Source organism: Polaromonas sp. P1_F8 (assembly GCF_056405635.1).
Genome location: NZ_JBFUBS010000009.1, coordinates 1 through 21,239 on the forward strand (window position 1 = coordinate 1; position 21,239 = coordinate 21,239).

Annotated in this window: 19 protein-coding genes and 1 pseudogene; 10 read left to right on the forward strand and 10 right to left on the reverse strand. The window is 61.4% G+C overall.

Features of this window, described 5'->3' with window-relative positions; genetic code table 11:
• From AC1D1J_RS20940 to AC1D1J_RS20950, 3 genes and pseudogenes are all read left to right on the forward strand, one after another.
• Positions 1–207: pseudogene (locus AC1D1J_RS20940) on the forward strand (pilin); the annotation flags it as partial.
• Positions 208–475: 268 nt separating this feature from the next.
• On the forward strand, positions 476–2,146 hold the full coding sequence (locus tag AC1D1J_RS20945) for a PglL family O-oligosaccharyltransferase (protein WP_477695765.1): 1,671 nt from the start codon (positions 476–478) through the stop codon (positions 2,144–2,146).
• A gap of 152 nt (positions 2,147–2,298) precedes the next feature.
• Positions 2,299–3,735: a PglL family O-oligosaccharyltransferase gene (locus AC1D1J_RS20950; RefSeq protein ID WP_477695766.1), complete on the forward strand. Its 1,437-nt coding sequence runs from the start codon at positions 2,299–2,301 to the stop codon at positions 3,733–3,735.
• On the opposite strand, the gene moaC is transcribed toward AC1D1J_RS20950, so the two are convergent.
• Positions 3,707–4,207, reverse strand: coding sequence for a cyclic pyranopterin monophosphate synthase MoaC (gene moaC / locus AC1D1J_RS20955; RefSeq protein ID WP_477695767.1), 501 nt, complete (start codon positions 4,205–4,207; stop codon positions 3,707–3,709). The two genes, AC1D1J_RS20950 and moaC, sit on opposite strands and share 29 nt — an antisense overlap.
• A gap of 41 nt (positions 4,208–4,248) precedes the next feature.
• On the opposite strand from moaC, the gene tfpZ reads away from it, so the two are divergent.
• A complete protein-coding gene (gene tfpZ / locus AC1D1J_RS20960; protein ID WP_477695768.1) occupies positions 4,249–5,025 on the forward strand; it encodes a TfpX/TfpZ family type IV pilin accessory protein in 777 nt (258 codons plus the stop codon).
• Positions 5,026–5,089: 64 nt separating this feature from the next.
• On the forward strand, positions 5,090–6,643 hold the full coding sequence (locus AC1D1J_RS20965) for a M48 family metalloprotease (protein WP_477695844.1): 1,554 nt from the start codon (positions 5,090–5,092) through the stop codon (positions 6,641–6,643).
• Here AC1D1J_RS20965 and AC1D1J_RS20970 read toward each other — a convergent pair.
• The 3 genes from AC1D1J_RS20970 to AC1D1J_RS20980 form a co-directional block, all read right to left on the reverse strand.
• A complete protein-coding gene (locus AC1D1J_RS20970) occupies positions 6,599–6,952 on the reverse strand; it encodes a phage holin family protein (protein ID WP_477695769.1) in 354 nt (117 codons plus the stop codon). The two genes, AC1D1J_RS20965 and AC1D1J_RS20970, sit on opposite strands and share 45 nt — an antisense overlap.
• Positions 6,953–7,119: 167 nt before the next feature.
• Positions 7,120–7,569 (reverse strand): hypothetical protein, encoded by a 450-nt coding sequence (locus AC1D1J_RS20975; protein WP_457282443.1) that lies wholly within the window; start codon positions 7,567–7,569, stop codon positions 7,120–7,122.
• Positions 7,570–7,648: 79 nt separating this feature from the next.
• Entirely contained in the window at positions 7,649–8,374 is a 726-nt protein-coding gene (locus AC1D1J_RS20980; RefSeq protein WP_477695770.1) for a TerC family protein, read from the reverse strand.
• Positions 8,375–8,886: 512 nt separating this feature from the next.
• Here AC1D1J_RS20980 and AC1D1J_RS20985 point away from each other — a divergent pair.
• Together AC1D1J_RS20985 and AC1D1J_RS20990 are read left to right on the forward strand one after the other, a co-directional pair.
• Positions 8,887–9,351, forward strand: a complete 465-nt coding sequence (locus AC1D1J_RS20985; RefSeq protein WP_477695771.1) for a DUF3717 domain-containing protein — start codon at positions 8,887–8,889, stop codon at positions 9,349–9,351.
• 77 nt (positions 9,352–9,428) lie between these two features.
• Positions 9,429–9,734: a putative signal transducing protein gene (locus tag AC1D1J_RS20990; protein WP_477695772.1), complete on the forward strand. Its 306-nt coding sequence runs from the start codon at positions 9,429–9,431 to the stop codon at positions 9,732–9,734.
• Positions 9,735–9,940: 206 nt separating this feature from the next.
• On the opposite strand, the gene purB is transcribed toward AC1D1J_RS20990, so the two are convergent.
• Positions 9,941–11,332 carry an adenylosuccinate lyase gene (gene purB, locus AC1D1J_RS20995; RefSeq protein WP_457282439.1) on the reverse strand — a complete coding sequence of 464 codons (1,392 nt, stop codon included), beginning with the start codon at positions 11,330–11,332 and terminating at the stop codon, positions 9,941–9,943.
• A gap of 176 nt (positions 11,333–11,508) precedes the next feature.
• Between purB and AC1D1J_RS21000 the strand changes: the two genes are divergently transcribed.
• Complete coding sequence (locus tag AC1D1J_RS21000; RefSeq protein ID WP_457282438.1) at positions 11,509–12,126, forward strand: glutathione S-transferase family protein; 618 nt, start codon at positions 11,509–11,511, stop codon at positions 12,124–12,126.
• Positions 12,127–12,759: 633 nt separating this feature from the next.
• On the opposite strand, the gene AC1D1J_RS21005 is transcribed toward AC1D1J_RS21000, so the two are convergent.
• Positions 12,760–13,344: a glutathione peroxidase gene (locus AC1D1J_RS21005; RefSeq protein WP_477695845.1), complete on the reverse strand. Its 585-nt coding sequence runs from the start codon at positions 13,342–13,344 to the stop codon at positions 12,760–12,762.
• Between the two features lie 416 nt (positions 13,345–13,760).
• Here AC1D1J_RS21005 and AC1D1J_RS21010 point away from each other — a divergent pair, with 416 nt between their 5' ends.
• Together AC1D1J_RS21010 and rfaE2 are read left to right on the forward strand one after the other, a co-directional pair.
• Positions 13,761–14,630 (forward strand): ferritin family protein, encoded by an 870-nt coding sequence (locus AC1D1J_RS21010; RefSeq protein ID WP_457282437.1) that lies wholly within the window; start codon positions 13,761–13,763, stop codon positions 14,628–14,630.
• 77 nt (positions 14,631–14,707) lie between these two features.
• Complete coding sequence (gene rfaE2 / locus AC1D1J_RS21015; protein ID WP_477687534.1) at positions 14,708–15,214, forward strand: D-glycero-beta-D-manno-heptose 1-phosphate adenylyltransferase; 507 nt, start codon at positions 14,708–14,710, stop codon at positions 15,212–15,214.
• 77 nt (positions 15,215–15,291) lie between these two features.
• Here the strand turns inward: rfaE2 and AC1D1J_RS21020 are convergent, their stop codons facing one another.
• The 4 genes from AC1D1J_RS21020 to AC1D1J_RS21035 form a co-directional block, all read right to left on the reverse strand.
• Complete coding sequence (locus tag AC1D1J_RS21020; RefSeq protein WP_477687533.1) at positions 15,292–16,524, reverse strand: beta-ketoacyl-[acyl-carrier-protein] synthase family protein; 1,233 nt, start codon at positions 16,522–16,524, stop codon at positions 15,292–15,294.
• A gap of 26 nt (positions 16,525–16,550) precedes the next feature.
• Positions 16,551–16,790 carry an acyl carrier protein gene (locus AC1D1J_RS21025; protein ID WP_457282434.1) on the reverse strand — a complete coding sequence of 80 codons (240 nt, stop codon included), beginning with the start codon at positions 16,788–16,790 and terminating at the stop codon, positions 16,551–16,553.
• 114 nt (positions 16,791–16,904) lie between these two features.
• Positions 16,905–17,951 carry an SDR family oxidoreductase gene (locus AC1D1J_RS21030; protein WP_477695773.1) on the reverse strand — a complete coding sequence of 349 codons (1,047 nt, stop codon included), beginning with the start codon at positions 17,949–17,951 and terminating at the stop codon, positions 16,905–16,907.
• A gap of 144 nt (positions 17,952–18,095) precedes the next feature.
• Positions 18,096–21,230, reverse strand: coding sequence for an efflux RND transporter permease subunit (locus tag AC1D1J_RS21035; RefSeq protein WP_477687531.1), 3,135 nt, complete (start codon positions 21,228–21,230; stop codon positions 18,096–18,098).
• Positions 21,231–21,239: the final 9 nt, after the last annotated feature.

Consider the following 21,239-nt stretch of genomic DNA (forward strand, 5'->3'; position numbering starts at 1 on the left):
ACCAATGGTGGCGGCATCATCAGCGTTCAGGCTTCGACGACGATGAACGACTCGCTGATCAACAGCCAGTGGCTGTCGCTGGTTCCTTACTCGCAAGGCGCCAGCACGGGCCTCGCACCTGGTTCGCTGATCAGCGAATGGCGCTGCGGCCCAAGCACGGCCTCAGGCATCCCTCTCAAGTTCCTGCCAGGTTCTTGCCGCGGCTAATCGTTTCGCAGATTTACTAAAATCCGCAAGGCACCTTTGGGTGCCTTTTTTTTTGTAAGTCTCAATGGGAGCATATGTGAGCGTATTCAACCGGCCATGGACATGGCATGGAAAGTCGGCGATGACCAAGCCAGTCGACCCAGAGGGTCACACGCGCATCATTGCGTTGACCTGCTTTGTCGCGCTGGCTTCACCTTTCCTGTTCGGCTATGGCACCTTGCCACTGACCAACTTTGTCGCCGAAATCGTTAGCGTCGTCGGCTTCGCAATGCTGCTGGTACTGGCTTCGCAGTATGGCGAGTCGCGCGCGTCGACCGCCGAGCTGCGCAACGTCGGGCTGGCGTTCGGCCTGCTGGCGCTGACGGTGGCCGTGCAATACCTGGTGTTTGGCCGTCACAACCCGGTCAACTGGTTTTTTGTCTTCGGTTACCTGATGCTTGCGATGATGGCGGCCTGGGTCGGTTATCTGGCCAATACGCGCGCCAACGGCCTGCGCTGGTTACGCGGCATGACCTTCGCTTTTGTCGCTGGTTGCGCGATCGCTTCGCTCGCCGCGATCGCGCAGTATTTCAGTATCGATGGCAGCGGGGTACTCTTGTCGCCGGTCGTGCAGTCCGGCCGAACTTTCGGTTTTATCCGGCAGCCCAACCATCAGGCCACGTTCATCTGCCTCGGCGTGGTCGCGCTGCTTGCGCTGCAGGCTTTAGTCGGCCGCACCAAGGCGGCCTGGGCCTTGCTGCTGCTGGCTCCGCTGTTCGCATTCGGCATAGTTTCCACGGGTTCGCGGACGGGGCTGCTCGAGCTGGGCTTCGTCTCGGCGTTTGCGATCCCTTTTATGCGGCGCAATGGCCTGGGCGTCTGGAAAGCGTTCTATCCGCTGCTTTGTGCCGCACTGCTGTGGGTTTGTCTTTACCGGCTCAGCCAGGGTGGCGGCGCGGGTTTCTACGGTGCTGACAAGCTCGCGCAGACTGCATCCGAAGGTGTAGGCCTGCGCGCCGAGGCCTGGCGCCAAACCTGGCAGCTGATTCTGGAGCGGCCTTGGTTCGGTTGGGGGTTGCCGCACTACGCGGCTGCGTTTTTTCTGAGTGGCGGTGCGGCCAAAGCGGGTATTTTCATGACGCACTCGCACAACGGGTTTTTACAGCTCGCCTTCGGGTTCGGCATTCCGGTTGCACTGGTGTTCATTGGGTTGATGACATGGGTGTTGTTGCGGCTCTGGCGACAGGCGCTGAACACGGGCGGCTTTTTCTCGTTCGCGCTGATCGGCTGCCTGCTGATCCACTCGCAGGTCGAGTTTCCCCTTTGGTACACCAATTTCCTGCTGCCGGCCTGCTGGGCCCTCGGCTGGTTGTGCCACGGCGATGCACCGGCCAACGCCGCAGGTGTCGCCACGACGGCGGGCGCTTCGGCCGGTGCGCCTCGTGCAGTCTGGCGGACCTGGTTTGTTGCAATGATCGGTATCGGGCTATTTGTGATGGCCGCGTCAATGAATCGGGATTACTACAAGGTTACGCCGGTGTTCACGCCCGGTCTAGCCACCGACCTGGAGCCGCGGCTCGAAGTGGCACGCAGCGGTTTCTGGTTCCGGCAGTATGTCGACTTCCTTGAGCTCTACCGAGGCAAGGTTACGCCTGCAAACTATCGGCAGCATCTCGAGCAGGCGGCCACCCTCGGTTGCGTGATCTATGAATCCTGGTATCAACCGAATACCGTCGTGGCGCTGATTTTTGCGGATCGCATCGATGACGCCAAATGGATTCTGCATTCTTACCGGCGTCTGGAAAAACAAGGGCGAGTCGGGCAGTTCAGACAGGCCATCACGGATGCGAATCCGCCGCGCGGCCCCGAGGTGCTGGCCTGGCTCGACACCAAGGAGTCCGCACCGCGGTCGGCCACGATGTTTGAGAAGACCTGTTATGACGTCAAGGATGCCCGCTGAACCGGACCGCGCGAGAGTTGCGGGCTTGTGGAACTCAGCAAGTGACTAGCGCGCCGGCTGTCTCCGGATCAGTAGTCGCCCGCGTCGGGTTCGTCGCGCTACTCGCGTCGCCTTGGCTGATTCCATTCGCACCAGGCCCGTCGCCGGCGGTGGTGCCGTGGCTGGTCTCGCTGGTGATCGCCTGCACGTCGCTGCTCTTGGCCGTCACATTCGGTTCTCGTATGGCGATCCCCGCCAGCGAACGCTGCCGCAATGGTGTGTCGCTGCTGGCCTGGTCGTGGCTGGTCGCAGGGCTGGTCAGCAGCGTGATCGGCCTGCTTCAGTACTATGCCGCCGCCGACACGTTTTGGCCCTGGCTCAGCCGGGCGAATGCTGGCGAAGCCTATGCGAACCTTCGGCAGCGCAATCAATTTGCGACTTTGACAAGCATCGCACTGGCTGCGCTGCTTTGGCTCGGCGTCGGCGCGGGAGCGGGCGGGCGCCGCGCTTGGTGGCTGATGTCGGCCGCACTGCTACTGGTGGTGGGCAATGCCGCTTCGTCATCGCGAACGGGCTTCGTGCAACTGCTGCTGCTTTGCTGCGTGCAGCTCGCCTGGAGCAGGCACGACGGTGCGACACGACGAATCCTCACCGTGGCGCTGTCTGGCTATGTGGCAGCGACCCTGTTGCTGCCGTGGTTTGCCGGCATGGATCCCTCCCTGCATGGTCTGATATCGCGTCTGCGTGCGGGTGATGAGGCCTGTACGAGCCGCATCGCACTCTGGTCTAACGTGCTCGAGCTAATCGCGCTGAAGCCCTGGACAGGCTGGGGCTGGGGTGAGCTCGACTATGCACACTACACGACCGTCTTCGACGGGTTGCGGTTTTGCCAGATTCTCGACAATGCGCACAACCTGCCGCTGCATCTTGCGGTGGAACTCGGTCTTCCGTTCGCATTGCTCGCCTGCGGCGGCCTGCTCTGGTGGATATGCCGCAATCGTCCGTGGTGTGAGAGCGACACAGGCCGGCAACTGGCCTGGTCTGTGCTGGCAGTGATCGGCCTGCACAGCCTGCTCGAATACCCGCTCTGGTATGGGCCGTTCCAAATTGCCGCTGGCGGAGCGGTGGCGATCCTCTGGCGCCACGGCGCGGCGACTGCGGTCGGGCCGCGCGCGCGTGCCGGCTTGGCCGGGCTCGCGGCGACGGGACTCATGCTCTGCGGCTATGCGCTGTGGGACTATCACAGAGTTAGTCAGATCTACCTTCCGTCCGAGAATCGCAGCCCTGCTTATCGCACCGACACGCTGGCGAAAATTCAAGGATCGTGGATCTTCGCCAATCAGGTAGCCTTCGCCGAGCTCACCATCTCGCCATTGACATCGGCCAACGCGCAATGGACATATGACACAGCAAAGCACTTGTTGCACTATTCGCCCGAGCCTCAGGTCATTGAAAAGGTAATTGAAAGCGCGACGATGTTAGGTTGGGAAGATGACGCGGTGGAACACCTTGCGCGGTATCGCGCCGCATTTCCAGATGACTATGCTCGTTGGACCGCCTTAAATTCTTTCAGGTTTCCGGCTATTCGGTCCGGCTACCCGAACCAATAAAGCTTCCAGATTTTCCGCCATGTTTTTCGACTACATGCACTTCAGTGATGATCATTGCGCGATCGACTGCCTTGCACATGTCGTAAATTGTCAACAAGGCAATCTGCACCGCGGTTAGTGCCTCCATCTCAACACCCGTGGGTCCAAGTGTCTCCACGGTTGCCGTGCATGTTACGGTGCTGTCGGTTTCGTCAGGCGCGAAGTCAACATTTATATGGGTCAACGCCAGCGGATGACACAGGGGAATTAAATCGCTGGTCCGTTTTGCCGCCATAATGCCGGCGATTCTGGCGACACCCAGCACATCGCCTTTTTTGGCCGTGCCCTCTAGAATCAACATCAGCGTGGACGGATTCATGACAATCCTCCCCTGCGCAACGGCAATACGATGCGTCGCGGCCTTTGCACCTACGTCAACCATGTGGGCCTGGCCGTTCGCATCAAAATGAGTCAGTGGTGAAGTCGTTGTCATACCGTTACAAAACCTTTACAACCAACCCTCATCATAAGAGCATGTTTACCAAAGAAAGTCTTTTAAAGAGCCGGTTTTTGGCTGCCGGTATTCATCTAGGTGTCAGCCTTGCTGTCGCATTTATGGCGGCAGCCCTCGTCTTTGAAGTCTGGTACCCCTATCCTTATCGGGAAATATCCGGCGGCCGCGAACTGTTTCTGTTGCTTGTGGCTGTCGATGTTGTCATGGGCCCCTTGTTAACGCTGGCGATTTTCGACCGAAGGAAGTCCAACAAGGTATTGCGCCGGGACCTCACGGTCATCGGCCTGCTGCAAATGGCGGCTCTTGCCTATGGCCTGTGGACCATGATGCTGGCGCGCCCTGTGCACCTGGTCTTTGAGCTGGACCGATTCCGCGTAGTGCACGCCGTTGATGTGCAGCCCGGATCCCTGGTACAAGCTCCTGCGGAGTTCCAGCGGTTGCCGCTCGCAGGACCCACACGGCTGTCTCTGCGTGAGTTCAAGGACTCCAAGGAGAGCTTTGACGCTACCATGGCCGCGGTGCAAGGTTTGACGTTAAGTGCGCAGCCGCAGTTGTGGCAAAGCTACCAAAAGGCACAGGCTCAGGTCGTCCGCGTGAGCCGCCCTCTGGCGGAATTGAAAAGCCGGTTTCCTGGCCGTGTGGCCGATATTGACGCTGCGTTGAAAGCGCAACTGCCCTCGCATCCGACCGAAGTCATCGGCTACGTCCCCATGATCGGCAGGCAGACCTTCTGGACAGCGTTCATCGATACCAAAACGGCAGAGGTAATTGGATTTGTACCCATTGACTCCTTCTAGGCGAACTGTGTCCGTGAAGCCGCGTTCGGCCCTGAACCGCCTTGCCCTGGCCTGCATTGTTTTCATGGCTTTGGGCGGTTCCTCGCTGGCTCAGGCGCCCGTCGGTACGGCCGGAGGCTCGACGGGTTCATTGCCATCGCTGGGTGAAACTTCCGACCTCGCAGCGGCTGCAGAGCGCCGTATTGGAGACCGCATCGCCGTCAGCATCTACCGCGACCCTGACTACATTGATGATCCGGTGCTCGGCGATTACCTCCAGAGTATCTGGTTGCCGCTGGTGGCCGCCGCAAGGGCCCGGGGCGAGCTCAATGCCGAACTTGAAGAGCGTTTTGCCTGGCAGGTTTTCCTGATCCGGGACCGCAGCATCAATGCCTTTGCATTACCCGGGGGCTACTTTGGCGTGCACCTGGGCCTGCTGGCCGCGGTGAGCAGTTCCGATGAGGTGGCCGCAGTAATGGGCCATGAACTCAGCCATGTGACCCAGCGGCACATTGCGCGCATGCTGACGCAGCAGTCGCGCCAGACCCCCTGGATGATTGCCGCCATGATCCTCGGCGTGCTGGCTGCCGGGAAGAGCAGCAATGCCGGCAGCGCCGCCGTGGTCGGCGGGCAGGCGGTCGCGATGCAGAACCAGCTCAACTTTTCCAGGGACATGGAACGGGAGGCTGATCGCGTGGGTTTCGGGGTCATGACCGATGCGGGTTTTGAAAGCCGTGGCGTTTCGGCCATGTTCGAAAAGCTGCAGCAGGCCTCGCGCCTGAACGACAACGGCGCCTTTCCCTATTTGAGGTCCCATCCATTGACGACCGAGCGGATTGCCGAGGCGCGCGCACGTGTGCAACTGTCTTCCACGGACGCGGCAAAACCCTCGCGCGAAAAAGAAACCGAGGCCGGCAGGGCCCGTGTGTTGCACGCCATGATGGCATCGCGGGCACGCATCCTGGCCGCCCCGGGGGTTGATGCGCTGCGCTCCATGGTGGCGGAGGCCCAGCGCCAGACTGGCCCGGTCGCCGCATTGCAGTCGCTTCCCACGGCCGACAATGTGCGTGATGCCGGAGTCTTGTATGGTGGCGCTTTTGCGGCGGCCCGGCTGCGCGATTTCCCCATCGCTAAAAGCCTGCTGGAACGGTTGAAACCGCTTGCCGCGGGTGTTCCACATGTCGCCAATGCAGTGGATTTGCTGGCTGTTGAAATTGACCTGATGGCCGGCGTGGTTCCCCCGACAGCAGCATCTGCCGACATTTCCAGGGCGACATCCCGCGCTGAGGTGCTGCTGCAGTCCCAGTCGCTGATGGCCGCGAACCGTGCGCAGGACGTTTCGGGCCGGCTGCAAAGCTGGGTGACGCTGCATCCCAAGGATGCGATGGCCTGGCAGCTGCTAGCGGTGGCGTACGGCAAGCAAAACAAGCAGGTTCAGGCGATTCGCGCCGACGCGGAAAGCCGCGCTGCCCAGCTGGATTACCCTGCAGCGCTGGACCGCTTCAAGGCGGCGCAGGGCTTGATGCGCAGCAGCCCCGGCAGCGCAGATTACGTGGAGGGTTCGATCATCGACACACGAACCCGCCAGACGGAACTACTTGTTAAAGAGCAGGCGCTCCAGGACAAAGTCGATCGCTAGCTGCAGCACCGAGTAAATCAGCGAGCCTATCAGCGCGGCAGTAAAACCCGTGACGTTCAGGCTGCTGATCAGGCTGGCCGCGGCCCAGAACATCAGCGCGTTGATGACAAACAGGAACAAGCCCAGCGTCACCAGCGTCACCGGCAGCGTCAGCAGAACCAGGATCGGGCGCACCAGCATGTTGAGCGCACCCAGAACCGCCGCGGCAATCAGAGCGCCGGTGAAATTGGTCACCACGACTCCGGGATAGAGATAGGCAACGGCCAGCAAGGCCACCGCGCTTAAAAGCCATTTGAGGATAAGTTTCATGGGCAAAGAATACCACCGGCCTGCCCGATTCGGCCCCTCATCACTCCGGCGAGCAGAAGCTGCATTCCCGGGCGGCACAGGCTTTTTCAACCAGAGCGCAGCCCGATTTCAGCGAACCAAACCGGGGAAGTAACCCTCCCCGGGATTCCAGCACGAGGTGAAAGCCCTCAATCGCTTGCGACCAGCAGCCCGGCACCTGCCAGCGCCGTGGCATAACCGAGGATGCCGTGACTCTCCTGGGCCTGCGTTGCCGTGACCGGTTGCATGTCCTGGCCGAATTTCGGGCGCCGGGCATCCAGCACGCGTGCAACGCCATACTGCTTGATGAGGCCCTCGGTCTGGGTGATCAGAGTGGCCTGCGCCAGCTGGGTCAACACGGTGTTGCCCTCTTTCTGAAGAAGAGGCGTCAGCTGCGCGAATACCTTCTCGGCCCATTTGCCGCGCCAGCTTTCGCGCGCACTGTGTGTCACCCATTTGCTGACGCGGTGCGTCACGCGGGGTGCGCAGCCGACCACGATCCAGCGGGTGGGGCTGTGGGCCTCGCCGGCCGGCAGCATGGGTTGCAGCATCTGCAGGGCATATGCGGCATCGTCAATGTACACAATGATGTTGTCCATAAAGTTCTCCTTGAGTTGTCGTCGTTTTAGAAGCTTGCTGGCTGAAAGAGGGGCATACGCCCCCCGTGGGTTGCTGGGTTCAATGTGGAATCAGGTCGGCATCCTGCGATCGGGAGCGCCGTGTGGCCCACCATCCCGCACCCAGCACGCCTGCCACTGCAAGGGCGTAGGTTGCCCACTGCGCTGCAAGGTGCAGGGTTTCAGCGGAAGGCATGGTGCCCGGGCCGCCATAGATCGGGTCGAGCAGCTGTTCGCTCACAATCATCTTCGCGGCGGTGAAGGCCAGAACAGCAGCGCCGACATTGATGATGATGGGGAAACGTTCCACCAGCTTGAGCACCATGGTGCTGCCAAACACCACGATCGGGATGCTGACCAGCAGGCCGATGACCACGAGGTCAAACGAGCCGTGCGCGGCGCCGGCCACACCCAGCACGTTGTCGATGCCCATCAGGGCGTCGGCCACCACGATGGTTTTCATGGCGCCCCAAAAGGTGTGGGCAACCGGGCCGTCGTGCTCCTTGTCACCCTGGTCGGCCAGCAGCTTGTAGGCAATCCACAGCAGCCCCAGGCCGCCCACCAGCATCAGGCCGGGAATTTTCAGCAGCCACACCACGCCAACCGTCATGGCAGAGCGGACCACAATGGCGCCAACCGTACCCCAGACGATGGCTTTTTTCTGCAGGTGGGATGGCAGGTTGCGCGCGGCCAGTGCGATCACGATGGCGTTGTCGCCGGCGAGCACCAGGTCAATGAGGATGATCGCCAGCAGGGCGGACCACCAGGGGGCAGTAAATAGTTCCACGTCACACTCCATGTCAAGTTTCGACTTGGAAATCTGCGTGACGGCGCACGACGGATTTCCGGCTTCGTGAAACCGGAACGGGTGTGATGGGTGGCTGGGGTCGGCGCCCGTGGACGCCGCAGATACCTCGATCAAACCTGTTCAGGTTTCAATCGAAGGTCTGGCTCGACATGCAGTGTCGCTGCATGCCCAACAAGCCGGAAGTGTCAACTTCGTAATGACGACTTGTTGTTAGCGATTTTGCTGTGGTGTCTGTTTTCGTATATTGCAGCAAAACGAGGGAGTTACTCCCCTTCGTCTGGGTATTTGACAATAAAAAAAGATTTTTTGCAACCCGGTCTTGCCGCGCAGGGGTGCGATGCGGGGACATGCTCCATTTCCCCCATAGACGGCTGGCCCGCCCATCTGGCTGATAATGAACGGCCCGGCGCTGTCACTTCGCTTCCTCGCCTTTCTTCGCCTCCTTGCGCTCGCTCCATCCGCTCAGCGGCAGCCCTTAGACCCACCGTTCCATGCCCGGCATCCACATCACCGATATTGAAGCCGCCATCAACTACTGGCGTGACAAAAAGCCTTCGCCCGACGGGGTGACGCTGGCTCCTGAGCTGCGTGCGCTCGCCGAGGTCTACGCGCTCCTGGTTTTCTACCATGAGGACGAGGCCGACGAAAAAAGCTTTCCGCCCAAGGCGCGGGCGGCGTGGCGGACCTGGTACGACACGACAGCTGACACGCCCTGCATTGCGATTTGCTCAACCAGCCAGGGGGACGCCCTGTGCAAGGGCTGCGGCCGCACGTTTGACGAAGTGCAGCACTGGCCCGAGATGACGCCTGCCGAGAAGCGCGGTACCTGGCGGCGCATCACGCAGGAAGCAACTGCCTGGCGGTTTGGCCGCTACGCTGACCGCGCGCTTGAGAACAAGGACAAGGACGCGCAGAAAGACGCGGCACCCGCCCCGGTCGCCACGCCAAAAATCTAAGCCTTTTGGGCTTGCAGCCCATAAACGGCGAGCGCGAGCAGCTATGAATTTGATAGTGATTTCGCTACACTGACGGCATGCTCAGACTGACGCGTGCCCCCAATATCGCCATCGCTGCGCTGTGGGTCGACCTGTTGCAGCAGGCCGGTATTGCCGCCAGCGTGCAGCGCTATTTTCTGGGCAGCGTCGCCGGGGAACTCCCGCCCGACCAGTGCCAGCCCGAAGTCTGGCTCACCCACCATGAAGAAGAACCCCGCGCACGGGAGTTGCTCGACAACCTGCAGAACATGCCGCAGCGGCGATGGCTGTGCGTCTGCGGCGAAATCGTCGAGGGCGGATTTGAGCAGTGTTGGAACTGTGGACTAGCCCCCGCAGTGGGGTAGAGCCCACGGCCGCTCATTGCTTGTAGCTCCCAGTGCCCGAGGGGCCGTCCGCCCTCCGACCCGGCAAAGCCGGTTCGGGGCTCATGTTGGATTGAGGAGTTCAGTGGGGCACAACCAAGGGTGCCGCGGGACTGGCTTTGCCAGACCGCAGGCGCCGCCGCCTTGCAAGGGGGGAACAGGCTACACGCAGTGAGCCTGGACGGGGGTTACACCCGTTTCGCCAGCTCGGCCGCCATGCCGACATAGCTGCCAGGCGTCATCTTCAGCAGGCGTTCCTTCTCCGCCGCAGGAATTTCCAGCGAACGGATCAGCGCGTGCAGGTCTTCGGCCTTTACGGTTTTGCCGCGCGTGACTTCCTTCAACTTCTCGTAAGCGCCTTGCACGCCGTAACGGCGCATCACCGTCTGGATCGGTTCGGCCAGCACTTCCCATGAGGCGTTCAGGTCGTCACCCAGCGCTTCGCGGTTGAGTTCGAGCTTGTTCAGCCCCACACCCATTGAGTTGTAGGCCAGCACGGCATAGCCGAGCGCCACACCCATGTTGCGCAGCACGGTCGAGTCGGTCAGGTCGCGCTGCCAGCGGGAAATCGGCAGCTTTTCGCTCAGGTGGCGCAGCAGCGCGTTGGCCAGGCCCAGGTTGCCTTCGGCATTTTCAAAGTCAATCGGGTTGACTTTGTGCGGCATGGTCGAGGAACCTATCTCGCCGTCCTTCAGGCGCTGCTTGAAGTAGCCCACGCTCACATAACCCCAGATGTCGCGCGCCAGGTCGATCAGGATGGTGTTGGTGCGGGCCACCGCGTCAAACAGCTCGGCCATGTAGTCGTGCGGCTCGATCTGGATGCTGTAGGGCTGGAAGGTCAGGCCCAGACCCAGCGGCTCCGGCGTTTCGATCACGTTGCGGCTGAAGGCTTCCCAGTCAAAGTCGGGCCAGGCCGAGAGATGCGCGTTGTAGTTGCCGACCGCGCCGTTCATCTTGGCCATCAGCTTGATGCCGGCGATCTTGTCGCGTGCATTGGCCAGACGCACCACCACGTTGGCGATTTCCTTGCCGACCGTGGTCGGGCTGGCGGTCTGGCCGTGCGTGCGGCTCAGCATGGGTTCTTCGGCATAGATGTGGGCCATTTCACGCAGCTGCGCAATGACCTTGTCCAGCGCCGGCAGCACCACCAGGTCGCGGCTGCTTTTAAGCTGCAGCGCGTGGCTGGTGTTGTTGATGTCTTCGCTGGTGCAGGCAAAGTGCACAAATTCGCTGGCGCCCTGCAGCTCCGGCCGGGCTTCGAACTTCGACTTGATCCAGTACTCGACGGCTTTCACGTCGTGGTTGGTGGTCTTTTCGATTTCCTTGATGGCCGACGCATCGGCCTCCGAGAAGTTTTTGACCAGACCCAGCAAATAGGTGCGGGCACCCGGGCTCAGCGGCTTGAATTCGGCGAATTTGGCATCGGACAGCGCGATAAACCACGCCACTTCGACCTGAACGCGGCGGTGCATATAGCCCTGTTCGGACATCAGGGGACGTAACTGGTTCAGTTTGTTCGCGTAGCGGCCGTCCAGAGGGGACAGGGCGTTGATCGTGGAAAAAGGGGGGGAAGAGCTCATGGCCCAATTGTAGGCCGGGTGCCTGCCGCGCCGGCCGTGCCGGGAGCCGCTGCCGCGAGCCCGAAAAGATGTGCATATTTGCGAATCTTCTTGCCCGGCGCGTTACACCCCTGTCAGCCCGGCTGCCGGCTTACTCGATAGAATGCTCTTCCCCCGGACCACGATCTCACACCATCATGAAACTCATCGGATCCGCTACCAGCCCCTATGTGCGCAAAGTGCGCATAGTGATGGCCGAGAAAAAGCTCGACTACCAGTTTGTCCTGGAAGATGTCTGGGCAGCCAACACCACCATCCAGGCCTCCAACCCGCTCGGCAAGGTGCCCTGCCTGGTCATGGAAGGCGGCGAAGCCGTATTTGATTCCCGCGTGATCGTCGAATACCTCGACACCCTGTCACCCGTCGGCAAGCTCATCCCCAGCCAGGGCCGTGAGCGCGCTGAAGTCAAAACCTGGGAAGCCCTGGCCGACGGCCTCATCGACGCCGCCATCCTGGCGCGCCTCGAAGCCACCTGGGCCGGCCGCAGCGTCAAGCAACGCAGCGACGCCTGGATCGACCGCCAGATGGGCAAGATCGAAGCTACCCTCAAGGCCATGAGCACCGGCCTGGGCGACAAGTCGTTCTGCAGCGGCATCCACTTCAGCCTGTCCGACGTCGCGGTCGGCTGCGCGCTCGGCTACCTCGACCTGCGTTTTGCGCAAATCAACTGGCGTGAGATGTATCCGAACCTGACCAAGCTGCAGGACAAGCTGATGCAGCGGCCGAGCTTTGCGGAAAGCATTCCGCCGGGCTGATGCGAAGGGTGGTGAAGGAGACGGCACTTCTCGCTGACGCCAAATCACCCCATCGCATACAAACTGAAGACGCCGCCGGCTATTTGCTATGCATTTGGTAGCTGCTTGCGCCCGTCTTTATTGGGCCCTGGCTACTTTCACATTTGAAATTGGTCCAGAAACAGGCCCAAGGCTTCTTCAACGCTCCATGGGCGGCCCTTTTCAGGTGTTTTGAGGTCGAGATGGCCTGATTTCAGGCATCAAAATGGCTCCTGGCCCAATCAGAACAAGCGCAAGCAGCTATCAAAATAATAGCGCTTGCGGGGGCTTCACGGGTTTCCCGGTCATCACGATGGAAGTTCACCAGGCTATCGGCGGTGAACTTCAGGCGGGGCGCAACGCATGTGTTGGCCCTGGCCCGCAAGGGGCCGGAATATAAAAATGCTGCGAAGCGCCCCGGCGCGAACGAGGGAGGGAGGGAGGAGGAGGAGCGCCCCGGGATTGCAGCTGAACCTGGACGGCTCAGAAGGCTTCGCAACAATGAAACTGTTTTTTGCCAGCGCCGCCAATGAAGGCAAATTGCGCTTGCAGAAGTATGAGAGCACAAGTGCGGGGTAGTTCCCGCAAATAAAAGGTCTCCCAGGTAAATTTTTGTTAACGGGCCGCGGGCTTGATGGCCAGCTGTTTTTCGATCTCTTTGACCAGCGCGCCGCCAGCCGGGTCGGCCATGGAATTGAAGCTGGTGACGCTGGCGCCGTCGCGTGCAATGACGTATTTGTAAAAATTCCAGCGCGGCGTGGTGCCTGTTGTGGCCGCCAGTTTCTGGAACAGGGGGTTGGCGTCCTTTCCTGTCACGCTGGTCTTGGTGAACATGGGGAACTTCACGCCGAAGGTGTTTTCGCAGAAGTCCGCGATCTCCTTGTTGCTGCCTGTTTCCTGCGAAAAATCATTGGATGGAAAACCCAGCACCACCAGGCCCCGGTCTTTGTATTTGGCGTAGAGCGCTTCAAGCCCCTGGTACTGCGGGGTAAAGCCGCAGAAGCTGGCGGTGTTGACCACGACCACCACTTGTCCGCTGTATTGGCAAAGCGTCTGCGGCTTTTCGTCCTGCAGCCGTAAAAACGTCTGCTGCAGCAGCGCGGGGCATGTTGCCGGTGCGGGGCCGGCGGGCGCTACGGCAGGTGCCGGTGGCGCAGCCAGCGCGCCGCGGGAGGCCAGCAGCGCAGGGGCGGCCAGCATGATCAGCAAAAGGAACTGGGCCGCCTGGCGAGGGGCGCAAAAAGAGGCAGTGGCAGTCATTGGCTAAACTCGCGGGCTGGTGATCGGGCCGATTCAGGTTTATTCTGGCGTTGTCATACATGTTTCACAACATGCCCTGACGATACGCCCGTATCGCGGTGAATGGATTCAGCGGGAATTCAGCCCCGGACTATCCGGGGTCTGCGTGGCTTTATTTGGCACAATGCAGTCCGAAAAAGAGCACTTGTGTGGTCCAACACGCCGGAATGGGGTCCGAATTACCCTGATTTGCCGGTAAATGGCGCATAAGTCGCCCGTTGTCACATTAGCCGCCTAAAATCGTTACAAGTACCCAGGATGCTCCCGCAGGACATCCGAGGCAGATATATCTGCATATCCCTTGCGAAGGAGTTCTCATGCTTTATCCCGAACTGTTCAAACAACTTGAATCCGTCCGCTGGGACATGGACAAGGACATTCCATGGGCAAGTTTTGACGCGTCCAAGCTGACCGACGAGCAGGCCCAGACCATCAAGATGAATGCCATCACGGAATGGTCTGCGCTGCCCGCCACGGAAATGTTCCTGCGCGACAACAAGGACGACAGCGATTTCTCGGCCTTCATGTCCATCTGGTTCTTTGAAGAGCAAAAACACTCGCTGGTGTTAATGGAATACCTCAAGCGCTTCCGCCCGGACCTCGCTCCCACGGAAAAGGAATTGCACGAAGTGCGTTTTGAGTTCGAACCCGCACCCGCGCTGGAAACGCTGATGCTGCATTTCTGCGGCGAGATCCGCCTGAACCACTGGTACCGCCGCGCCAGCGAATGGCATACCGAACCCGTCATCAAGCAGATTTATACCCAGCTGAGCCAGGACGAAGCCCGCCATGGCGGCGCTTACCTGCGCTACATGAAGCGCGCCATCAACAACTTCGGCAATGAAGCCAAGTCCGCCTTCACCAAGGTGGGCGTGCTGATGGCCAGCGCACGGCGTACCGCCCAGGCACTGCATCCGACCAACCTGCATGTGAACAAAAGCCTGTTTCCGCGCGACACCATCCAGAGCCGCCTGCCCAACCCCGAGTGGCTGGAGCACTGGCTCGACACGCAGATCAAGTTTGACGCGGTGTGGGAGGGCAAGGTGGTCGAGCGCATCCTGCACAACCTGAGCCTGCTGCTGAACCAGAGCTTCAAGACCGTGCAGGAACTGAACCGCTACCGCAAGGAAGTCGCCAAGGAACTGGCGGAGTCCATCGCCGCCAAGCCGGCACCTGCCGGCGCCTGATGCACGACGTCCGCTGGCCGGGTGCCTCGGGCGGCAGAAGCCGGGTGGTAACCCGGGCCTTCCGTTAAAGTGGCGGCATGCCCAGCGAGCTCCCTACCCCCTCCTCTGCCCACTTCCTGCAAAAAATAGTCCCCCGCGAAGAAGCGCGGCAGCGGCTTGCTTCAATGCCGCATCCTGTTGTCTTTACCAATGGGGTGTTTGATGTCTTGCACCGGGGGCATGCCACCTACCTGGCCGACGCACGCGCGCTGGGCGCGAGCCTGGTGGTGGCGCTGAACACCGATGCCTCGGCGCGACGGCTGGGCAAGGGCCCTGACCGGCCGCTCAACAACGAACACGACCGCGCCGCCATGATGGCTGCGCTGGAGTCGGTGAGCCTGGTCACCTGGTTTGACGAAGACACGCCGCTGGAGCTGATCCGTGAGCTCCAGCCAGATCTGCTGGTGAAGGGCGGAGATTACGACATGGACAAACTGGCGGAGACCGCGGTAGTCAAGGCGTATGGCGGCAGTGCGCGGGCAATCCCGTTTGTGGATGGCTATTCGACGACGGCCCTGGTGAAAAAAATCCGCGCTGCGCGCTGATCTGCTGATACCAGCCGGTATTGGGTATTTGGGTATTGGGAGAGCCCGGCCCGCTTTTCTCCGGAGGGAAAGCGCCCTCAGGCGGACTTCGCCACCAGCACGGCGTTGGAGCCGCCAAAGGCAAACGAGTTGGACATCACCGCGCGCAGGCCCTTGGCATCGCGTGCCGTCAGCGGTATGTAGTCCAGGTCACAGCGCGGGTCAGGGTTCTCCAGGAAAGCCGTTGGCGGCAGTTGCCCCGCGCGCAAGGCCAATACGCTGGCAATGAACTCCATGGCACCGGCGGCACCCATGGCGTGTCCGTGCACCCCTTTGCTGGAGCTGATGGGCAGTCGCCCGGCCAGATCCTGGAAGGCCAGCTTGATGGCGCTGGTCTCGACCACATCGCCGACATCGGTGGCGGTGCCATGGGCGTTGAGGTAGCCGATGTCGACTGCCTGCAATCCCGCGTCTGCCAGCGCCAGCGTCATGGCGCGCGCCTGACCTGTGGCGTCGGGCTGCGTCAGGTGGTGGGCGTCGGTGGTCGATGCGTACCCGCAGAGTTCGGCCAGTATGTTGGCGCCGCGCCTTTTGGCGCTTTCCCACTCTTCCAGGACCAGCATGGCGGCGCCTTCGGCCAGCACCAGGCCGGAGCGGTCAACGGAAAACGGACGGCATGACGTTTCGGCGCCGTCGGCATGTGGCCTGGCCAGCGTGTGCATGGCTTGCCAGGCCTTGATGGTGCCGCGGTTCAGCAAGGCTTCAGAACCACCGGCCAGCATGGCGTCGGCATAACCGTGGCGGATCTGCCGGAAAGCTTCTCCAATGGAGGTGGCCGACGATGCGCAGGCATTGGAAACTGTGCTGCTGGGGCCCTTCAGCCCGAACTCCATGGACACATGCGCGGCAATGGCGTTGTGCATGGCCAGCACGACCGTCATGGGGCGCAGCCGCGCCACTTTTTGCTCCAGCAATGCCGTGTAAGCCACATCCGTGGATCCTGCGCCGCCGCTGCCTGTGCCCAGCGAGACGCCGAAACGCTCGGGTGCGAAGCCACCCTCAGGGCCCCATCCAGCCTGCGCCATGGCTTCGCGGCCAGCCACCACCGCGAGCTGGCTGACCCGGTCCATGGTCAGGAGACGGGCGCGGGGGAAATGCTGGTCCGGGTCGAACTGGATGGCGCCGCCCAGCACGCTTTCGCTGCCGGTGGGAAAGCCAATGTCAATGCCCCGGATGCCGGAGCGGGCGGAAAGCAGGGACTCGAAGAATGCGGGAGTGCCGGTTCCAACGGCGGAAACAACGCCAAGACCCGTGATGGCTACGCGACGCATGGGCGGTCTGGCGGGCCCGGCAGGGCTCAGGCGGCGGGCTTGCCTGATGGCAGCAGGGGTTCAATCAGCTGGACCATTTCGGCGAGGGTGCGCGGCGGGCTGGCCTGGTCCGGAATCTGAATGCCAAACTGGTCTTCAATCTGGAACAGAAATTCGATGACGGCGAGGGAGTCAAGGCCCAGGCTCTCCAGCGTGGCATCCGGCAGCAGTTTTTCTTCGCTGATGCCAAATGTCTCGGCAAAAAGATTAATCAAATCAGAATTCATCACGAACCAGTAAATATGTAATGCGAACCGCCATTGTCCCACCATCGATATGACGGCCGGCCTCTTCGGGCCTGTAGGGGCATTTTACAAAAGCAGCCGCGTTGTTTTAGCGCCTCAAGGCGTGTACATCTGCCTGACGGCGTCCGACAGGCTGAAGGTTCCCAATAACTCACCCAGGTAACTGATGGGCGCCGGCGCAACGGCTGCTGCACCGATTTCTGCCCGCAGGCGGGCATTGCTGAACACCGCGTCGGCCGTCAGGAACGGTAAATACGGCTGCAGCGCTTCAAACATCCAGCGTTGGCGCGCAAACTTCGGTGTGGGCACGAAATCGCGGCCGCGCATCACCATCTTGCCGATGCCGGGCATGCTGGCTTTCAGTTCTTCGGCCAGCGCCGCGAACGTCATGGAGTCTTCGCCCGTGGACACGTGATAACAATCGTGCCGGAGCTCGTCCTTGAGCAGCATCTCGGCGAAGGCGCTTGCGATGAAATCCACCGGCGCGAAGTCAAGTTTGCCCAAGGGGTCCAGCGGTACGTCGCCGAGTTCGGCCATGACCGGGATGGACCACAACATGTTGCGTGCCAGTTTGGCGTCGTCAATACCGCGCGACAGCACAATGCCTGGGCGCAAGCTGACAAAAGGATGGCCCTTGCCGCGCAGCAGGGTTTCCGCATCGCGTTTGGAGCGGATGTAGTCGTTGGCATAGCCGGCAAACGGCATGTCCTCGGTGATCACGCCGCGCGGCTCGGTGGTCACTGCCGCCGTTCCGACAAAAAAACCGCGTTGTGAGGGCCGCAGGTCTTTCAGGATGCTGGAAAAATGCTCGGCGGCCTTGAGGTTGATCGGGTAGACCCCGGCGCCGGGCTTGAACGAGGTGCTGGCAGCCGAATGCAGGATGACATCGGCAGACTGAAGGACCGCTGAACTGAGGCCAAAACCGGGCTCGACCACATCGCCGGCCTCGGCGGACACCATGTCGGCAAATTCGGGCTTCCAAAGGACGCTCTTTTTCAGGCGGTCCAGGAGGCGGTCGCGGGCTTGGTTCGAATCGGCGGCACGCACCACAGCGGTGCTGTAGACGCCGCGCGCAGCCAGAAGAAGCATTAACTCGCCGCCAATCAGGCCGGTTGCGCCCGAAAGCAGTACGCGTTTTGACATGTTAAGAAATGTAAAGCTGAGCCCGCAAGTATAAGCGAGGGGTATGGGACGGCCCACCCTAAATCGCTGGGGCGGGCCGGTCTAAATCAGCAAAATTACACGTCCTGGTTGTCTTTTACAAAGCGGTACGCGGCAATGCGTGCATTATTTCGCGGCCGGTTGCGTGCCGGGTTCGGCTGCCAGATGGCCATTTTTTTCTGTTTCACCCTTGTGCCCGCGCAATCTTGCCGCCATGCGCTTGATCAGCCGCTCAAGGTCATCGATATAGGTAAACACGGCAGGCACCACCAGCAGGCTGAGCACGGTGGAAGTAATCAGGCCGCCGATCACCGCAATTGACATCGGTGAGCGAAAGCTGGAATCGGCCGCACCGAAGCCCAGGGCAATCGGCATCATGCCCGCGCCCATGGCCAGCGTGGTCATGATGATGGGCCGGGCGCGCTTGTGGCAGGCATCCAGCAGTGCATCCCAGCGCGACAGGTTGTGGTCGCGTCGCGCGACGATGGCGTATTCCACCAGCAGGATGGAATTCTTGGTCGCGATCCCCATCAGCATGATCAGCCCGATCAGCGAGGGCATGGAAAAGCTCTTCTGCGCGATCAGCAGGCCGACGAAGGCGCCGCCCAGCGACAGCGGCAGCGCCGCAAGGATGGTGACGGGATGCAGGAAATCCTTGAACAGCAGCACGAGCACGATGTAGATGCAGAGCACACCCGTCAACATGGCCAGGCCAAAACTGGCGAACAGCTCGCCCATGACCTCTGCGTCACCGACTTCCACCACCTTGACGCCGGCCGGCAGGCTCTTGACGGACGGCAGCAATTTCACGGCTTCGGTGATGTCACCCAGCGCCCGACCCGACAGCTCTATCTCGAACTTGACATTGCGGGAGCGGTCGTAGCGGTCAATCACGGCCGGGCCGGCCGTGATTTCCAGGCTCGCCACCTGCCCCAGCATGACGGGCCCGACGCCTGGCTTGACGCTTGGAACCGCGAGGCGCTCCAGCACGCTGAGGTCCTTGCGCGCTGCCTCATCGAGTTTGACGACGATGGGCACCTGCCGCTGCGAAAGATTGAGCTTGGGCAGCGACTCTTCGTAGTCTCCGACCGTGGCAATGCGCAGGGTTTCGCCCATGGCTGAACTGGTCACGCCAAGGTCTGCTGCCCGGGCGAAATCCGGCTTGATGGCAATCTCGGGGCGTACCAGGCTGGCACTGGACGAAATATTGCCCAGGCCGGGAATGGTTCGCAGGTCCTTTTCAATCGCGAGCGCCGCAGTTTGCAGGGCATTGGAGTCTTCGGCGGTCAGCATGAGGATATAGGCCTCTCCCGAGCCACCCAGCCCCACCTTGCTGCGCACGCCTGGAAGGGTTTCCAGTGCCGTCCGCATCTTGCTTTCAATGCCCTGTTTGCGCGGACGTTCGCTGCGTTCGTCCAGCAGCACCGTGAGCGTGGCCTTGCGGGTTTCTGCCGCGCCCTGCATGGCAAACGGGTCTGTACCAGCTGAACCGCCACCGATGGTGGTGTAGACGCTCTTGACGTGCTCGACCTTGCTGATCAGCAGCCGCGCGTGTTCGGCAGAAGCCTTGGTCTGCGCAAGCGACGCGCCCGGGGGAAGTTCCAGGTAAACCTGGGTTTGCGAATTGTCATCGGGCGGGATGAAACCGGTCGGCAGCAACGGGATCAGCATCACCGAACCGAAGAAAAACACCGTGGCGGCTGCCATGGTGGCGACGCGGTGTTTCATGCACCAGGCAGCTGCGCGCATATAGGTGTTCATCCACTTCGGGTCGGAATGGGCGCCCACCACCGGCTTGAGGATGTAGGCCGCCATCATGGGGGTCAGCACGCGGGCCACCACCAGCGAGGCAAACACCGCCAGCGAGGCCGTCCAGCCGAACTGCTTGAAGAATTTTCCGGCCACGCCGCTCATGAAGGCGGTGGGCAGGAACACGGCGATCAGCGTGAACGTGGTGGCCACCACTGCCAGGCCGATTTCGTCAGCCGCTTCCATGGCGGCTTCGTACGGCGACTTGCCCATGCGCAGGTGCCGCACGATGTTTTCGACCTCGACGATGGCATCGTCGACCAGGATACCGATCACCAGCGACAGCGCGAGCAGCGTGATGACGTTGATCGAAAAGCCGAGCAGGTGCATGCCGATGAAAGCCGGGATCACCGACAGCGGCAGCGCAACGGCCGACACAAAGGTGGCGCGCCAGTCGCGCAGGAATAACCACACCACCAGCACCGCCAGAATGCCGCCTTCATAAAGCAGATGCATGGAACCGTCGTACTCTTCCTGCACCGGCGTGACGAAATTGAAGGCTTCGTGGACTTCCACTTCAGGGTACTGCTGCTTCAGCTCGGCCAGTGCCGCCTGCACTGCGGCGCCGACCGCCACTTCGCTTTCTCCCCGGCTGCGGGACACCTCAAAGCCCACGACTGGCTTGCCGTCAAGCAGCGCGGCGGCGCGCGGCTCGGCGGTTGTGTCGCTCACGGTGGCGACCTCGCTGAGGCGAATGCGCCGTCCGTCGCTGAGCGCCAGCTCAAGCTGAGCCAGCTCCTGCGCGGACTTCACCGTCGCCAGCGTCCGCATGGGCTGCTCGCTGCCGCCCAGGTCGGCGCGCCCACCCGCGCTTTCAGTCTGCACCTGCCGCAGTTGGCGGGAAATGTCTGAAGCCGTGGCGCCCAGGGCCTGCAGCTTCGAAGGGTCCAGCGCAATCCGGACTTCGCGCGAGACGCCGCCCACGCGGTTGACCGCGCCGACGCCGCGCACCGCCAGCAGCTTGCGGGAGATGTCGTTGTCAACAAACCAGGACAACGCCTCGTCGTCCATGCGCGGTGAGCGGATGGTGAAGGCCAGCACCGGCTGGCTGGCCAGGTCCATCTTGCTGACCACCGGATCGCGCACGTCGCCGGGCAATTCGCTGCGGACCTTCGACACGGCCGCGCGTACATCGTCCACGGCTTCCTGTACCGGCTTTTCAAGCCGGAATTCGGCGGTCACGGTCACACCTCCGTCCTGCACCTTGGTGTAGATGTGCTTGAGGCCCTGCACGGTGGCAATGGAATTTTCAAGCTTGCGGGCCACTTCCGTCTCGAGCTGGGCGGGCGCGGCACCCGGCAACGACGCCGCAACCGTCACGGTCGGCAGGTCGATGTCGGGAAAATTCTGCACCTTCATCGCCTTGAACGACAGCATGCCGGCGAACGTCAGCAGCACAAACAGCATGACGGCGGGGATCGGGTTCTTGATTGACCAGGAGGAGACATTCATTGGGTCGCT

Excerpts from the sequence above, each read along its gene's own strand:
- AC1D1J_RS20945 (WP_477695765.1), top strand. The coding sequence starts at position 476 with ATGCTGCTGGTACTGGCTTCGCAGTATGGCGAGTCGCGCGCGTCGACC.
- moaC (WP_477695767.1), bottom strand. The coding sequence starts at position 4,207 with ATGACAACGACTTCACCACTGACTCATTTTGATGCGAACGGCCAGGCC.
- tfpZ (WP_477695768.1), top strand. The coding sequence starts at position 4,249 with ATGTTTACCAAAGAAAGTCTTTTAAAGAGCCGGTTTTTGGCTGCCGGT.
- AC1D1J_RS20965 (WP_477695844.1), top strand. The coding sequence starts at position 5,090 with ATGGCTTTGGGCGGTTCCTCGCTGGCTCAGGCGCCCGTCGGTACGGCC.
- AC1D1J_RS20970 (WP_477695769.1), bottom strand. The coding sequence starts at position 6,952 with ATGAAACTTATCCTCAAATGGCTTTTAAGCGCGGTGGCCTTGCTGGCC.
- AC1D1J_RS20975 (WP_457282443.1), bottom strand. The coding sequence starts at position 7,569 with ATGGACAACATCATTGTGTACATTGACGATGCCGCATATGCCCTGCAG.
- AC1D1J_RS20985 (WP_477695771.1), top strand. The coding sequence starts at position 8,887 with ATGCCCGGCATCCACATCACCGATATTGAAGCCGCCATCAACTACTGG.
- AC1D1J_RS20990 (WP_477695772.1), top strand. The coding sequence starts at position 9,429 with ATGCTCAGACTGACGCGTGCCCCCAATATCGCCATCGCTGCGCTGTGG.
- purB (WP_457282439.1), bottom strand. The coding sequence starts at position 11,332 with ATGAGCTCTTCCCCCCCTTTTTCCACGATCAACGCCCTGTCCCCTCTG.
- AC1D1J_RS21000 (WP_457282438.1), top strand. The coding sequence starts at position 11,509 with ATGAAACTCATCGGATCCGCTACCAGCCCCTATGTGCGCAAAGTGCGC.
- AC1D1J_RS21005 (WP_477695845.1), bottom strand. The coding sequence starts at position 13,344 with ATGCTGGCCGCCCCTGCGCTGCTGGCCTCCCGCGGCGCGCTGGCTGCG.
- AC1D1J_RS21010 (WP_457282437.1), top strand. The coding sequence starts at position 13,761 with ATGCTTTATCCCGAACTGTTCAAACAACTTGAATCCGTCCGCTGGGAC.
- rfaE2 (WP_477687534.1), top strand. The coding sequence starts at position 14,708 with ATGCCCAGCGAGCTCCCTACCCCCTCCTCTGCCCACTTCCTGCAAAAA.
- AC1D1J_RS21020 (WP_477687533.1), bottom strand. The coding sequence starts at position 16,524 with ATGCGTCGCGTAGCCATCACGGGTCTTGGCGTTGTTTCCGCCGTTGGA.
- AC1D1J_RS21025 (WP_457282434.1), bottom strand. The coding sequence starts at position 16,790 with ATGAATTCTGATTTGATTAATCTTTTTGCCGAGACATTTGGCATCAGC.
- AC1D1J_RS21030 (WP_477695773.1), bottom strand. The coding sequence starts at position 17,951 with ATGTCAAAACGCGTACTGCTTTCGGGCGCAACCGGCCTGATTGGCGGC.
- AC1D1J_RS21035 (WP_477687531.1), bottom strand. The coding sequence starts at position 21,230 with ATGAATGTCTCCTCCTGGTCAATCAAGAACCCGATCCCCGCCGTCATG.